Annotated in this window: 15 protein-coding genes; 3 read left to right on the forward strand and 12 right to left on the reverse strand. The window is 61.5% G+C overall.

From position 1 onward, the window contains the following. Window positions 1–96: 96 nt before the first annotated feature. From HKD24_RS06380 to ahpC, 3 genes are all read right to left on the reverse strand, one after another. The gene (locus HKD24_RS06380; RefSeq protein WP_194259532.1) at window positions 97–729 is read right to left on the reverse strand and encodes a LysE family translocator; all 633 of its coding nucleotides are present in this window, start codon (window positions 727–729) and stop codon (window positions 97–99) included. 47 nt (window positions 730–776) lie between these two features. After that, complete coding sequence (ahpF, locus tag HKD24_RS06385) at window positions 777–2,348, reverse strand: alkyl hydroperoxide reductase subunit F (RefSeq protein WP_194259533.1); 1,572 nt, start codon at window positions 2,346–2,348, stop codon at window positions 777–779. A gap of 126 nt (window positions 2,349–2,474) precedes the next feature. Further along, on the reverse strand, window positions 2,475–3,038 hold the full coding sequence (ahpC, locus tag HKD24_RS06390) for an alkyl hydroperoxide reductase subunit C (protein WP_194259534.1): 564 nt from the start codon (window positions 3,036–3,038) through the stop codon (window positions 2,475–2,477). Window positions 3,039–3,287: 249 nt separating this feature from the next. Here ahpC and HKD24_RS06395 point away from each other — a divergent pair, with 249 nt between their 5' ends. Further along, window positions 3,288–4,217, forward strand: coding sequence for a hydrogen peroxide-inducible genes activator (locus tag HKD24_RS06395; protein WP_194259535.1), 930 nt, complete (start codon window positions 3,288–3,290; stop codon window positions 4,215–4,217). A 115-nt stretch (window positions 4,218–4,332) separates the two neighbouring features. Further along, on the forward strand, window positions 4,333–5,772 hold the full coding sequence (locus tag HKD24_RS06400) for a hypothetical protein (protein ID WP_194259536.1): 1,440 nt from the start codon (window positions 4,333–4,335) through the stop codon (window positions 5,770–5,772). A 36-nt stretch (window positions 5,773–5,808) separates the two neighbouring features. Here the strand turns inward: HKD24_RS06400 and HKD24_RS06405 are convergent, their stop codons facing one another. The 4 genes from HKD24_RS06405 to HKD24_RS06420 all read right to left on the reverse strand — a co-directional run bounded on the left by HKD24_RS06405 (window position 5,809) and on the right by HKD24_RS06420 (window position 10,081). Next, window positions 5,809–6,273 carry a hypothetical protein gene (locus tag HKD24_RS06405; RefSeq protein ID WP_194259537.1) on the reverse strand — a complete coding sequence of 155 codons (465 nt, stop codon included), beginning with the start codon at window positions 6,271–6,273 and terminating at the stop codon, window positions 5,809–5,811. 99 nt (window positions 6,274–6,372) lie between these two features. Then, on the reverse strand, window positions 6,373–7,632 hold the full coding sequence (locus HKD24_RS06410) for a cation:proton antiporter (RefSeq protein ID WP_194259538.1): 1,260 nt from the start codon (window positions 7,630–7,632) through the stop codon (window positions 6,373–6,375). A 133-nt stretch (window positions 7,633–7,765) separates the two neighbouring features. Beyond that, complete coding sequence (locus HKD24_RS06415; RefSeq protein ID WP_194259539.1) at window positions 7,766–8,947, reverse strand: SMP-30/gluconolactonase/LRE family protein; 1,182 nt, start codon at window positions 8,945–8,947, stop codon at window positions 7,766–7,768. 33 nt (window positions 8,948–8,980) lie between these two features. Beyond that, the gene (locus HKD24_RS06420; protein WP_194259540.1) at window positions 8,981–10,081 is read right to left on the reverse strand and encodes a DNA topoisomerase IB; all 1,101 of its coding nucleotides are present in this window, start codon (window positions 10,079–10,081) and stop codon (window positions 8,981–8,983) included. 172 nt (window positions 10,082–10,253) lie between these two features. Here HKD24_RS06420 and HKD24_RS06425 point away from each other — a divergent pair, with 172 nt between their 5' ends. After that, the gene (locus HKD24_RS06425) at window positions 10,254–10,463 is read left to right on the forward strand and encodes a hypothetical protein (protein WP_194259618.1); all 210 of its coding nucleotides are present in this window, start codon (window positions 10,254–10,256) and stop codon (window positions 10,461–10,463) included. Between the two features lie 3 nt (window positions 10,464–10,466). Here the strand turns inward: HKD24_RS06425 and HKD24_RS06430 are convergent, their stop codons facing one another. The 5 genes from HKD24_RS06430 to HKD24_RS06450 are packed head-to-tail and all read right to left on the reverse strand — an operon-like array spanning window position 10,467 to window position 14,804. Next, complete coding sequence (locus tag HKD24_RS06430) at window positions 10,467–11,114, reverse strand: glutathione S-transferase family protein (RefSeq protein ID WP_194259541.1); 648 nt, start codon at window positions 11,112–11,114, stop codon at window positions 10,467–10,469. After that, window positions 11,114–12,199 carry a tRNA 2-thiouridine(34) synthase MnmA gene (mnmA, locus tag HKD24_RS06435; protein ID WP_194259542.1) on the reverse strand — a complete coding sequence of 362 codons (1,086 nt, stop codon included), beginning with the start codon at window positions 12,197–12,199 and terminating at the stop codon, window positions 11,114–11,116. Before mnmA ends, HKD24_RS06430 begins: the two co-directional genes overlap by 1 nt. Before the next feature lie 5 nt (window positions 12,200–12,204). After that, complete coding sequence (locus HKD24_RS06440) at window positions 12,205–12,519, reverse strand: ferredoxin family 2Fe-2S iron-sulfur cluster binding protein (protein ID WP_011252912.1); 315 nt, start codon at window positions 12,517–12,519, stop codon at window positions 12,205–12,207. A 22-nt stretch (window positions 12,520–12,541) separates the two neighbouring features. After that, on the reverse strand, window positions 12,542–13,684 hold the full coding sequence (locus tag HKD24_RS06445; protein ID WP_194259543.1) for a cysteine desulfurase family protein: 1,143 nt from the start codon (window positions 13,682–13,684) through the stop codon (window positions 12,542–12,544). 22 nt (window positions 13,685–13,706) lie between these two features. Beyond that, window positions 13,707–14,804 carry a cysteine desulfurase family protein gene (locus tag HKD24_RS06450; RefSeq protein WP_407646356.1) on the reverse strand — a complete coding sequence of 366 codons (1,098 nt, stop codon included), beginning with the start codon at window positions 14,802–14,804 and terminating at the stop codon, window positions 13,707–13,709. Window positions 14,805–14,884 lie beyond the last annotated feature (80 nt).

Here is a 14,884-nt window from a genome sequence, read left to right on the forward strand (position 1 = left end):
CCGCCATTTTAATGATGGGCGATGCCGTAAGACACGACGGCACAGGTTGCTCCCACGACGAAGCAGATCATGAAGAGATAGGTTTTGGTCATCGGGTCAGGCTCTCCTGCTCAGCGCCAGTTTAAGACTGAACGCCAGAAAGATACTGCCCGTCAGCCTGTCCATGCGCCGCACGACCACCGGGCTGGAAAGAAACCGGCCCAGCGGCACGGTCAGGGCGACGAGAAGCGCCAGCCACGAGAAAGACAATATGGCCTGAATGGCCGTCAGCAGGAGCGAAAACTCTTTTACGTTCACATGCGGCGGAATGAACTGCGGCATGAACGTCATGTAGAAAATGCCGACCTTGGGATTGAGCAGATTGGTCAGCAGGCCCCGGCGAAACGCCGCGCGGGCATCGTCATGCACAGGCACCGTTCCCGCTGTCCCCAGCGAGGCCCGGGGATGCAGGATCAGCCCGATCCCAAGCCAGGCGAGATAAAGCGCGCCGGCCCATTTGACGATGGTAAACGCCGTTTCGGACGCGGCCAGCAGCGCGGTCAGTCCGAATGCTGCCGCCAGCCCCCAGATTCCCAGCCCGAGACAGATCCCCGTAACGGCTGCCAGACCAGCCTTCCACCCGGATGTCGTTGCGGTTCGCAGCGTCATGGCCGTATCGAGGCCCGGCGTGATCGTAAAGACGGCAGCCGCAGCCGCAAATGTCAGAAGGGGGATCAGATATGGATGCATGATCGAAACCTACACCGCGTTCTGCAAATCCCCAATCCCCCGCTTCTTCAACCCGCTTTTGCAGTCACCGGCAGCCGGATCAGATAATCGAAGGCTGCCAGAGACGCCTTCGCGCCTTCGCCCATGGCAATGACGATCTGCTTGTACGGCACAGTCGTCGCATCGCCTGCCGCAAACACGCCCGGAACAGACGTCCCGCAGTGGTCGTCAATGACGATCTCGCCATACGGGCTGAGCTTCAGCGTCCCCTTCAGCCACTCCGTATTGGGCAGCAGACCGATCTGTACAAACACGCCATCCGTCTTGATCTGGTGCAGGCCGCCGTCCCCATCACTATAGGTCAGGCCGGTGACTTCCTTGCCGTCACCCTCGATCTTCGTGGTCAGGGCGTTCGTCAGAACCGTGATATTCGGCAGGCTCAGCAGCCGGTCCTGAAGCACCTTGTCCGCCTTGAGATGCGCGCCGCGCTGCAGCAGCGTGACATGCGAGACGATCCCCGCTAGGTCGATCGCCGCTTCCACGCCACTATTGCCGCCGCCGGTCACCACAACCGGACGCCCCTTGTAGAACGGACCGTCACAATGCGGGCAGTACGCCACCCCCTTGGTGCGATACTCGTCCTCACCCGGCACACCCAGATGCCGCCAGCGCGCACCCGTCGCAATGATGACCGTCTTCGAGCGCAGAATCGCCCCACTTTCCAGCACGATCTGGTGCAGACCGCCGGTCTGCTCCGCCGGGATCAGCTTCGCCGCCAGCTGCGAGGCAATGATCTGCACGTCATACTGCCGGACATGCGCCTCAAGTGCTGCCGAGAGTTTCGGGCCGTCCGTTTCCGGCACGGAAATGAAGTTCTCGATCCCGGCCGTATCCATGACCTGACCGCCAAACCGCTCGGCCACGAGGCCCGTGCGCAGGCCCTTTCGTGCGGCATAGATCGCCGCCGCGTCACCGGCCGGCCCCGCACCAAGTACCAGTACGTCGAACGGGGCCATATCATTCAGCTTCTCTGCCGAGCGGGCAACAGAGGCCGTATCCAGCTTGGCGAGAATATCCGCCACTTCCATTCGGCCCGACGCAAAGGGCTCACCGTTCAGATAAACCTGCGGGACCGAGCGGATGCCAAGGCGCTCCACCTCATCCTGGAAATCTGCCCCATCGATGGCCGTGTGATGGATCTTCGGATTCAGCACGCTCATGGCATTGAGCGCCTGCACCACATCCGGGCAGTTCTGGCAGGACTGGGAGAAATACGTCTCGAAATGGAAGTCCCCGTCCAGCGCGCGGATCTGCGCAACCACATCCGCTTCGATCTTCGGCGGATGCCCGCTGACCTGAAGCAGCGCCAACACCAGAGACGTGAACTCGTGCCCCATCGGCAGACCGGCAAAGCAGACCTGCACATCCGTGCCCGGCCGGCGGATCACGAAGGACGGGATGCGGGTGCCGTGCCCCTTGTCCGAGAAGGTCACCTTGGGAGACAGGCTGGCAATATCTTCCAGCAGACCGCGCACCTCATTGGAGCGGTCATCCGTGCCAAGGGTCGCCTCAAGCACGACCGCATCACGCAGGTACTCCATATAGGCGCGCATCTGGGTTTTCAGGTCGTCCTGAAGCATTGGGTTTCTCCGGATTTCGGGGGTTGGAATATCGAACCGGAAGACTGTCCGGTGCAGCCGCCTCCATGAAGGAGGCGGAAGCTGGTGGAACCCGTAGGTCCCACCATTATCAGATCCGGTGCCGGATCAGATCTTGCCGACGAGGTCGAGGGACGGCTTCAGCGTCTCGCCGCCTTCCTTCCACTTGGCCGGGCAGACTTCACCCGGGTGGCTTGCGACGTACTGGGCAGCCTGGATCTTGTCGAGCAGCTCGGCAGCGCTACGGCCAACGCCACCAGCGGTGATCTCGATGTACTGGATCTTGCCTTCCGGATCGATCAGGAACGTACCGCGATCGGCCAGACCGGCTTCCTCGATCAGCACATCAAAATTGCGTGCGATCGTGCCCGTCGGGTCACCCAGCATCGTGTACTTGATCTTGCCTATGGCCGGCGAGGTGTCGTGCCAGGCCTTGTGCGTGAAATGCTTGTCCGTGGAGACGGAATAGATTTCAACGCCCAGCTTGTCGAAAGCAGCCTGGTTGTCGGCGAGGTCTTCGAGTTCTGTCGGGCAGACGAACGTGAAGTCGGCCGGATAGAAAAAGAAAACGGACCACTTGCCGAGAACGTCGGAGTCCGTGACCGTGAGGAACTCACCGTTGCGGAAAGCATCGGTAGAGAAGGGCTTCAGCGGGGAGTTGATGCGAACCATCAGACTGTCTCCTGACCTTGGGTTGATGTTGTGTTGCGGACTCTGTGTCCCACAGAAAGAGAGGGACAGGAAACAGTTCCTGTCAATATGACTGATCGCCAGAACCGAATTGACGAGATGAAGATATCAAGACTCCCGATCAGGATGCATGCCCCCGTCATCCTGAACCCTGAGTATTCCGCCGCTATTTCTTCATGACAGGCAGAACCGCACTTCCCCATTGGCGTATTCGGTCATATCTATCGGGGCATGAGCTACGTCCCCCTTTCCGGCCTTTCCCTGCGCGACATCGAATATGTGGTTGCGGTCGATGACCTGCGCAACTTCTCCCGCGCGGCGGAACGCTGCGGCGTCAGTCAGGCGGGGCTGTCCGAGCAGGTCCGCAAGCTCGAACAGCTTCTGGATGTCACGCTGTTCGAACGCTCCCGGCGCCATGTCGCCCCGACCCCTGATGGCGAACGCCTGCTGGCACTTGGGCGCGACGTCCTGGCAGCAGCCCGCAACCTGCTTGAAGTCGCCCGCGCCCAGACCGGCCCGATGGAAGGGGCCCTGCGGCTCGGCGTTATTCCCACGCTCGGCCCGTATTACATTCCCGGCCTTCTGCCGCGTCTGCGGGAACACTATCCGTCACTCAGCCTGCGCCTGCGCGAAAGCATGACGAACACGCTGGTTCATGCCCTGCGCAACAGCGAACTGGATGTCGCGCTGATGGCGCTTCCCGCACCATCGGATGCTCTGGAAAGTGCGCCCCTTTTCGAGGAAGCCTTTCTTGCCGTGTTCCCGAGCACGCATGAACTGGCAAAGAAACCCAAACTCTCCCTCAGCCAGCTCGGACGTCCGGATCTGCTCCTGCTTGAAGACGGGCACTGCCTGCGCGATCAGGCCCTGTCCATCTGCCCGACTGTCCCCCGCGACGGTGAACAGCGCCTGGCCACCAGTCTTGAGATGCTGTGGTACATGATCGGCGCCGGTGAAGGCTTCTCCCTGATCCCCCAGCTTGCCCTGCGCAACCGCACGGATTTCGAGGATCTGATCACTGTCCGCAGCCTGCCCGAGCCCGAAGCACGCCGCACGATCGGCCTGACCTGGCGCGCATCGGACCCGCGCGGTCCCGTCTTCCGCGAATTCGCAGCCTATCTGCGCAGCATCACCCCGGAACACTGCCACGCCTGCACCTGAGGCCGATTGAAAGAGTTCAGACGTGTCCGGACAGGCACACCCTTCCCAGCCAGCCTCTCAAAAGCAGTGCTTCAGACCATCAGCATCCGGTGCCGGATATCCGGATCTCATAGGCATGGCTTACGGCTTTGTCGTCAGTGTCATGGTCATCGTGATCGGCCTGCAGGCCTTCATTCTTCCTGCCGCAGTCTGGCAGGGGGACGAATATGACTATTTTTCCAATATCCGCGAGCATGGTCTGGCCTTCCTGTCTGACCGGATGCTGCACTGGAGCATGCGTCCTTTTTCCGAAATCGTCATTTTCGGCTATGGCAGTCTCGTCAACCTGCTCCACCGGCCGCTGACCTGGGTCTTCCTGGCCCTGACCTGGCTGTTCTGCGCCATAGTGGCGTTTCTGCCCTTCCTGCGTCAGGCGCGCATCCCGATCCCGGCCCGGATGCTGATTACAGCGTCCTTGGCGACTATTTTCATGCTGGGTCATCCATCGGCCGATCTTTTCTACTGGCCCATGGCAACAATTGCCCATCTTCCCGTTCTGGCCGCAGCCTGCGGACTGGTCCTGCTGAACATCGCAAAAATCCTGTCCGGCAGAGCCGAAGCCCTGCTTCTGACACTCGCCATGACGTCAAGCGAAGCAGGGCTTTTCCTCGGCACGCTCTGGCTGAGCGGACGTGGTTTTCAGGCGCTGTTTTTCCGTAATGATCTGCCAGACAGGCAGCGAAACTGGCTGTTTCTGCCCGCAGGAATATGGCTCTGTCTGGCCGCAAGCATGATTTTCAACCATCGCGTAAGCATTGGAGGCTTCCCATACACGCCTACGCACGGGCATGTCTGGGCAAGTTTCGCCGCATCTTTCGGCCCGCTCCTGAACACGCTGGTCGGGCTCCAGCCGGATGAACTGAGCAGGGGCAATACTTTCACCGGATCTGCGATTGCGGCCGGGCTTACGCTGAAACTTATCCTGACCGGTGCATTGACCGCGCTCTTCATGACCTGCGGTATCCGTCCGGCCCTCCGCACTCTGATACTGCCAGCCATCGCACTCGTGGGTACAATGTATCTGACGATCGCCGCGGCGTTTTACGAATTCGGCTTTCTGTGCTGCCAGCGCCATGAAACCTTCCGGCTGGACCTCTCCTTTCTGCTAATCGTTCTCCTTGCAGCAGCCCTGAGCACGAGACTGTCAGAAAGACTGACCTTTCTATCGCAAAACAGGACTTTCGGAAAAATCTTGGAAGGGAGCGCCCTGGCAGGTCTGCTGGTCTTTACCGCATGGACCGGATACTGGCGGCTGCCTGGCATATCACTGGCCATTGCGGGCCTTCCGCTGGAAAAGGCCGCCCATCAGCGTCTGTGGGCGTCAGGCCTGTCTGGCGGAACGGACATGATCTATCCGCAGGGCACAAGCTCGCCTGCGTTTTATTACTGGTACTGGGAGCCCGGAACCTATCACGCAGGTGGACCCGGCTGGGACGTCCAGTCTGCCATGCGGTATTTCGGCAAGACAACGATCCACGTCCTGCCACCCTCCAGTCTCCCTTCCGTCCCCCAATAGGGAGACGGAAGGTGACCGGATGCTAAAACAGGATGTTTACTGCGGCGCGTTGCAGCGATGGGTCGATCTGGGGAAATCCGAACATTCGCCTTTCCCGGCATCCCACCCGAAATCCATTTCCGGGCCAGCCATCCCGTTGTTCTGAAACTCGGTTGTGACCGCGCTCAGCTTCGTCACGCGACCGCTGCCATACACCAGATCGACATAACCGTTCCGGAAGCCCGGCACCTTGCCTACGCCTTCGAAATAGGTCGGCTTGCCGTCTTTTCCCGGCACGCCGAACAGCTTGGTCACCTGAGCCGGGGTCGCATGTTCAAGCTTGCGCAGGAACTCCGGCGTCAGGCTCTGGCAACTGACTTCCGGGCGCGGGTCTTCACCCACATTCGACTGCCAGCAGGCCGTCTGCCCCGCCAGCGGCGTGGCGGATGCCCCGTATGGCGCAAGCCCGGCGCCCAGGGCCGCAGCCATCATGAAACCCGTGAAATGCCTCAAGCGTACCATCTGAACTTACTCCAACAGAACTCTCTATTTTCAGAACCTATCACAGCACCCCGGTGGAACCCACCGACCCTGCCGAACACCTTTTGCGGAGGTGCAACGTCAGGCTGACGTCACCGTTTCAGGATACAGCCAGCGCACCACGCGCCCCATGGTCAGTCCCTGAACGATGATCGTGAACACCACGACCCCGTAACACACAGGCAGCAGCGTATCGCGCAGCTCCCCGGCCGGAAGCCCCAGAGCCAGCGCAACAGAAATTCCGCCCCGCAGCCCACCCCAGGTCAGAACCCCGAGCGCGCGTCCCCGCTCTCCCGGTTGCAGATGCACGGGCATGGTGGACAAGAACACACTCGCGCCCCGCACAAGAACCGAGAGCGGGATGACCACCAGCATCGTCAGGAAGGGTGGTAGATGGGGTTTGATTTCCAGAATTTCGAACCCGATCAGCAGAAACAGAAGCGCATTCAGTATCTCGTCAATGAGGTTCCAGAATACCACCATTTCCTCACGGGATTTCGGCGTGATGGCCCGATGACCCGCCTTGCCCGCAAGACTCATGCCCGCCACCACAACCGCAATGGGACCGGACATGTGCAGTCCGTTCGCAAGGCTGTACGTTCCCGTTGCCAGCGCCAGCGACCCCAGCAGATCGATCTGCATGTCGTCCACACCACGCAGCAGCAACAGGGTCAGCCAGCCGGTAACTGCGCCGAGCAGGCCACCTCCCACGGCTTCAACCAGAAACCGGAATACGAAGTCCCCGATCGAAACGGAGTTGGTTTCACCCGTCGCCAGTCCGATCATGGTGCCGAAAATGACGACACCCACACCATCATTGAAGAGGCTTTCACCCGCAAAGGTCGCCTGCAGGGCCGGGGGCAGTCCAAGCCGGCGCAGCATCCCCACGACCGAAACCGGATCCGTCGGTGCAAGCATCGCCCCCAGCAGCACACACCAGCTGAACGGCACTGCAAGTCCGCATATGGGAAAGATAAGCCAGGCCGGAACCGCGAGCAGCCCCACAGCCAGCGATGTCCCAAGAATTGCCAGCGCCGCAACCGATTTGCCGCGCGACACCAGCAGCCCCAGATCGACCTGCATCGCCCCGGCAAACAGCAGGAAGGACAGCGCCCCGTCCAGCAAAGTCCGGGGCAGATTGATCGTTCCCAGCAATGTCTGGGGAACCTGCTGAAGGTCGTAGCCCGGAAACAGCGGGTTCAGGATCATGACAATCAGGGAAATGACCATCGAAATCAGCAGGATTCCGATGGTCAGCGGCAGCTTCAGGGTGCGGTAATTGATGATTCCAAGCAGTGTTGCGACAGCCAGCAGCAGAGCAAACAGCCCCAGAGAGTTCATGGTCGCATTTCCCCCTGGCGCCGGCTCAGAACATGCCGGTCCGCCCGCAAACAGATTTCCTCTGCTTAACTGCTGAGGGTTGCCTGAAGTTGCTTCAGCAAGAGTTTCTCACGATGGCCTTACCTGTGGATTTTCAGCACAATGCCGCGCCCTGCGTGTTCAGCATGAGACGATACAGGCTACCTGCGGCACACATGTAAAGCTCGTTCCGCTTGAGACCGCCAAAGGTCAGGTTCGACACCCCATGCGGCAACCGGATGCGCCCCAGAAGCTTGCCAGCCGGGCTGTAGCAGAACACACCGCACAGCCCGTAAGGTCCTGACGCGCCACACCACAGATTCCCGAACACGTCCGCCTTCATGCCATCAGGCACAAGATGCTGTCCGTCCAGCGTCATGTCACAAAACACGCGGCCGTTCTGCGGACGACCATTGACCATATCGAACGCCCGGATCTTCCGGTCCCCGCCCGGCCCGGTCAGGCCGGGATCGGGCGCTGTGGAAATCACATAAAGCGTTTTGAGATCCGGCGAGAGGCACAGCCCGTTTGGTCCCGGCACCTGCTCCTCGGTCAGCACTGACTCAAGCTGACCATTCTGTGGATCAATGCGAAATGTATGGTCCGCCTGACGCTTTGCACTGCCGAACTGGGTCGTGGCTTCGGTGCCGATATTCCAGCGCAGTTTGCCTTCACGGTTGGCACGGCCTCCCGGTGCATCCGGATGCCCTTCCGCAAGACAGTCGCCATAGGCCGGATCGCTGAACAGGATGCTCCCATCCGCCGGATTGACGATGATATCATTCGGCGAATTGAGCCCCTGCCCCTCGAACTTATTCGCAAGCACCTTGCAGGTTCCGTCCTGTTCCCAGCGGATGACACGGCGCAAACCATGCTCACAGGTCAGAATGCGTCCCTGCAGATCCACGGTATTGCCGTTGCTGTTAAAGCTTTCCTTCCGATAGGTCGTCATCAGGTTCTCTTCCGGCAAAAACCTGTACTGTGCACTACGGACCGTATCGGACAGGAGCAGGAACCGGCCTTCACTGATCCAGGCAGGCCCTTCCAGCCAGCCACCACCGCTCCAGACGCGTTCGATATTGCCGTTCTTGAACACCAGATCGCCGAATGACGGATCGAGCGACAGAATGTCCGGATCAGGAACGAACGCCGGAGGCGCATGCGGCCCGAAATCACGGACAGGCTGCGTCATGACATCAGCCGGATGAGGCTCGCGCGTTGCAGCCCGCGCTGCCGCGCCGGACAGGAAAACAGCAGCGACTCCACGAAGAACGGAACGGCGATCAGGTAAGGACACGTCGGAACTCCCAGTTGGAAAGAACAGGCTGTTTCAGGATACCCTGCCGGTGTCCTGACCCGGTTTGAGATCAGGCAGACGGCTGGCCAGAAAACCGGCCACGGCGGCTTCTTCCGCCGTCAGGCCATAGCCTTCATGATCCAGAACCTCCTGCGCCCTGCTCTTGAAAGCTTCACGCAGACTTCCGTCCAGATACCCGTCCAGCACGCAGGGATTGATATAGCTGCGCTTGCAGACTGCCGGCGTATTGCCGAGCTTGGCCGCCACGGATTTGACGGCTTCAACAAGCTGTTTCTTTGCTTTGGCTTTCGTATCGTACTGACTGAACGCGCAGAGCGTGACGGCCGCAAGCTGCGTTGCGGCCCAGGTCCGGAAGTCCTTGGCGGTAATGTCCGCGCCCGTGATGTCCTGAAGATAGGCATTCACGTCCTGTGAATGGATATCGTGACGGGTGCCATCCGCATCGACATACTGGAACAGGCGCTGCCCCGGCAGGTCCTCAAGGCGGGAGACGATACGGGCCAGACGGGGATCATCCAGTTCCAGGTGCTGCTTGATTCCGTGCTTGGCGCGAAAATCGAGCGTCAGGTGCCTGCCATGCACGGTCGCATGTTTGTGGCGCAGGGTGGTCAGCCCATAGCTGCGGTTCTCTTTCGCGTAACGGTCATTGCCGATGCGGGCCATCGTGCGTTCCATGAGACGGACGATCGCCGCCAGGACACGCTCGCGTTCCAGCCCGCGCCGGCGCAGATCGTGATCCACACGTTCACGCAGAAGGGGCAGTTTTTCGCTGAAGACCAGCATATGCCCGAACTTGCCCTCATCCCGCACACCCTGCCATAGCGGATGATAGCGATATTGCAGACGACCGCGCGCATCCTCGCCAACAGCCTGAAGATGTCCCTGCGGATCAGGACAGATCCAGACATTCCGATAGGCCGGGGGAATGGCCAGACGGCGGATCCGCGCAATCACATCCGGATCGACGATATGGCTACCATCGGGGGCATAGAACGCAAAGCCCCGCCCGGATCGACGACGCGTGATCCCTGGCATCGAGCGGTCCACATAGCGCAGTCCCGTCTTGCGTGCCTGCTTCTTTGCGTCCGCTTCCCTGCTATCCGCCGCACTCATTCCGCCAGCCTCATCTCTGTTATGGCCATAAAGCGTCACAGACGGGACCGGGTTTCCGGAAAGCCGATGCGAAGGCGCATTGCTGGCTTACGCTTCCTTACGGTTCCTGACATGACAGACATGCAGGCGGAACGCATTCTTTCCGGCAGGGGAACAGAAGGAACCGGACGCCGTGAGAAAGACCAGCGCGATTGCCATTTTCATCCTGCTTTCGGCCTGTGCCTCACGTTCCCCAGCCGACATGGCGGACGCCGCGAATGATGACGATTCCGGTTACACTGTCCGGGACCATCAGAGGGGTGGCATGGGCGGCAACGGCAATATCTGGGGCGAAGTCCTCCGCACTGCGTTGCAGACCGGCATGAGCTTCGCCCATCACTGAACGTCAGTAGACCAGACGCCACTCCGCCGGTTCATCCGCTGCCAATTCGTACCATTCCCGTATCAGCGGATGATCAAGCATCGTCCGCACCCAGGTTTTCACAACCGGATCAACATCCAGTTCAAATGTATGAATCCGGATCGCGATCGGCGCGTACATGCAGTCCGCGACCGTCATCCGCTCCCCGAACAGGAACGATGTCGGCTGGCCCGAGCGCAGAAGCGCGCCCTTGAGCGTACGACTCAGGAGCGCTACATCGGCCGCCAGTTCCTCGCTGATTTCCGGCAGAGGGGCCGGAACGCGCTCCACGTCCATGGCACAGTTCTGGCGGATGGGTCGGAAACCGGCATGCATCTGCGCGCTGATGCTGCGGGCATAGGCCCGAACGATCCGGTCTTCCGGCCACAGCGAGGGCGCAATTTCCGCGCAGTATTCGCAGATCGCCAGACTTTCCCAGACATCCGCACCATCATGCGTCAGATACGGCACCATCCGGTTGGGCGAGCGCGCGTGGATTTCCGTTGTCTTGCCCCCACCCTTGAGCGGGATGACCTCTTCCGTCACATCCAGCCCGGCCAGACGCACCGCCAGCCAGCCCCGCAGCGACCAGGACGAATACCGGCGCGATCCCAGAAGCAGCACACCCGCCATCAGGCATCTCCCGCAGTAATGAAGCCACCGCCCAGAACGCGGCTTCCATCATACAGCACACAGGCCTGACCCGGCGCCGGCATGGCAGCCTCGGTCAACTCCACCAGCGCGCCACCATTCTCCAGCGGCTTCACGACAGCCTCGCGCAGCTTCTCCCGCGCTCGGATCTGCACGCCACAGCGCACGCCGTCCGCAGGGGCATCGATCAGCCAGTTCATGTCCCGCAGACGCACAGTGCGACGGCTGTCGGCTTCCGAAACCTGCACGCGCGGTCCGACCACGATGCGCCGCTTCGGCACATCAATGCGCGTCACCATCTGGCGCTCACCCGTTGCGGTGTGGATGTCGCCCAGACGCTTGCTCTGCCCAACCGTATAACGCGCCACACCTTCGTGACGGCCAAGCACGCGGCCGTCTTCGTCCACGATCTCGCCCTCGCCACGCACTTCCGGACGCAGCTTCTCGACCAGTTCGGCATAGGAGCCGCTGGGCACGAAACAAATGTCCTGACTGTCAGGCTTTGCGGCGATTTCCAGCCCCAGTTCCTGCGCCAGCGCGCGGACATGCGCCTTGTCCGGCATCTCGCCCAGCGGAAAGCGCAGATAGTCGAGCTGGTCTTTTGTCGTCGCGAACAGGAACCAGGTCTGGTCCCGTTCCGCATCGACGGGACGATGCATTTCCGCACCCTCCGGCCCTTCGACCCGGCGGACATAATGCCCGGTCGCCATGGCCTCGCATCCCAGATCCCGCGCCATGCCCAGAAGGTCCGTGAACTTCACGCCCTGATTGCAGGCCACGCACGGAACAGGCGTTTCGCCGCGCGCATAGGCATCGGCAAAGCTCTCCACCACGCTGTCGCGGAAGCGGCTTTCGGCATCAATCACATAGTGCGGAAAGCCCAGACGATCCGCCACGGCGCGCGCATCCATGATGTCACGCCCCGCACAGCATGCACCCGGCTTGGCCGCCTGCCCGTGGTCATAAAGCTGGAGCGTCGCGCCAATCACCTCGTGGCCCTGCCGTTTGAGCAGCGCGGCCACTACGGAACTGTCCACGCCTCCCGACATGGCAACGAGGATCCGCATGATGCTCAGCCCGCCTTCGGCAGGCGAACGGTCAGGCCATCAAGCGCGTCCGTCATGACGATCTGGCAGCCCAGACGGGACGTCTTTTCCAGCCCGAACGCCAGGTCGAGCATGTCTTCCTCGTCATCGGTCGGCGCGCTCAGCTTGGCGGCCCATTCCGGATCGACAACCACATGGCAGGTCGCGCAGGCCAGCGAACCTTCGCAGGCGCCTTCCAGGTCGATGTCGTGCTTGTGTGCGATTTCCAGCACCGACAGGCCGACGGGCGCGTCAACGTCACGACGGGTTCCATCACGCTCGATAAAGGTCATCTTGGGCATAGTTCGTCCGCTTTTTCCGGTTTCAGTTGGGTTGGCACGCCCGGGCAGCTGCGATCAGAAGAGAGGCCGCACGGTCAATATCGGCCTTGGAGGTAGAGCGTCCGACCGACAGGCGCAAGCACCGGGACGCCTTCTCCGCAGAAAGTCCCATCGCCGTCAAGACATAGGAGGGCGCAATCTCCGTCGCCGTGCAGGCCGATCCGGTCGAAGCGGCAACATCCGGACAGGCTTCAAGAACGTCCAGCGCACGGACTTCGTCCGGCAGACAGACATTCAATGCCCCCGCCAGACGCGGCGCCCCGGCGCCGTTCAGTCCAATCCCTGGCAGGCCTTCGCGAAGCTGCGCCCACAGATCATCCCGCAGAAAAACCTGCCGCGCCGCCTCATCCCCCATGGTCGCAGCCGCCAGATCCGCAGCCTCACCAAACCCCACAATCAGAGGCGTCGGCAGTGTTCCGGACCGAAGCCCCCGCTCCTGCCCCCCTCCGGAAAACAGCGGCTCCAGCCGGACACGCGGCTTTCTCCGGACATAAAGTGCGCCGATCCCCTTGGGACCATACATCTTGTGAGCGGAGACGGACGCCAGATCCACATCCCGCAGCGACACCGGCATCTTCCCCGCCATCTGCGCCAGATCGACATGCATCAGCGCCCCGCGCTCCTTCACGATCACCGCAAGCTGCGGAATATCCTGCAACACCCCGGTCTCGTTATTCGCCGCCATGATGCTGACCAGCAGCGTCGGGACTTTCAGCGCCTCCCGCAGGGCTTCCGGATCAACCCGTCCCTCGCCGTCCACGCCGAGCACAACCGCTTCAAAGCCCTCTCTTTCCAGATCCCGCACCGATTCCAGAACACATTTATGCTCCGTCGCCACCGTGACAATCCGACGCCGCGGATCGCCCAGACGCGCCAGATGACGCGTAGCCCCCTTGATGGCGAGGTTGTTCGCTTCCGTCGCCCCGGACGTGAACACGATCTCCCGAGCCTCCACGCCCAGAAGCCGCGCCACGCTCTCCCGCGCACGCTCCACGGCGTCCGCCGCCTTGCGCCCCGGCCCATGCGGACTGTGCGGATTGCCGAAATCCTCCCCGAACCAGGGCAGCATGGCGCGCACGACTTCCGGATCACACGGCGTTGTCGAAAGATAATCGAGATAGATCATGCCCACTGCCCCTTTGCCCGTCTCATTTCCGCAGACGCCGCGCCATCGCCTCATAGGCCTCACAGAACGCCTCGACCTGGGCCTCCTGCACATTCCAGGGCAGCGAAACACGGATGGCCTGCGACGCGCCCTCCGTCTCCCCCATCGCCCGCAGGACATGCGAAGACGACACCTTCCCGGACGAACAGGCCGACCCCGCCGAAACGCAGAATCCGGCCAGATCCAGCGCCATAAGCTGAACCTGCGCCGCCACTCCGTCCAGAATCAGGCAACTTGTATTCGGCAGCCGCGCCACGACCTCGCCCGCAACCCGTGCACCAACACTTTTCGCAGCCGCTTCGACACGATCCCGAAGGCGCTGCACTGGAGCCCAGTCCTGCGCACGCGCCGCATCGAACGCCGCCGCCATTCCTAGAATGGCTGGCAGGGCCTGCGTCCCGCCCCGGCGTCCCCGCTCCTGACCGCCACCAGCCACCAACGCGTCCATGGGCTCGTCTTCCGCCAGCAAAAGCGCACCCGCCCCTTTTGGCCCACCCACCTTGTGCCCGGACACCGCAACACTGCACCCGCCCAGCATGAAAGGCACCCGCCCCGCGCTCTGCACGGCATCCACATGCAGATGTGCCCCCGAGTCGCGACAGACCGCCAGCACGTCCTCCAGCGGCGAAAGCACCCCCGTCTCGTTATTCGCGGACATCACGCAGACCAGCGCCGGGCCAGTGTCCTGTAACCGCGTGCGTAGGTGTTCAACGTCCAGAATCCCGTTCCTGTTCACGGGCAGGATTTCAGCCTCCGGCGCAGCCCTGAGAATGGCATCATGTTCCGTAGACCCAACGAAAATCCGGCATTCCTGTCCGAAAGCATGAACCGCCATCGCATCGGCTTCCGTCGCCCCGGATGTAAACACGCAGGTGCCGGAAATCCGCCCGAAACCCGCTGCAACCCGGCTGCGGGCATCCTCCAGAAACCGGCGCGCTTCCCGTCCCTCGGCATGCACCGAAGACGGGTTTCCGGATAGCATCATCCCCTCCAGCGCCGCCTCCTTCGCACAGGGGCGCAGAGGTTCGGTGGCGTTGGCATCCAGATAGGTCGTCCCGGAGGCGGTCATAGGCGCAGTCATCATGTTTTCCAGATTGGACAAACTGGCGGAAATCGCAACGCCGTGTCGATTTTGGTGGAAATCGGGTTTTGCGAGTCGAT

The sequence above is a fragment of the Gluconobacter vitians genome (genome assembly GCF_015244565.1).
Lineage (GTDB): Bacteria > Pseudomonadota > Alphaproteobacteria > Acetobacterales > Acetobacteraceae > Gluconobacter > Gluconobacter vitians.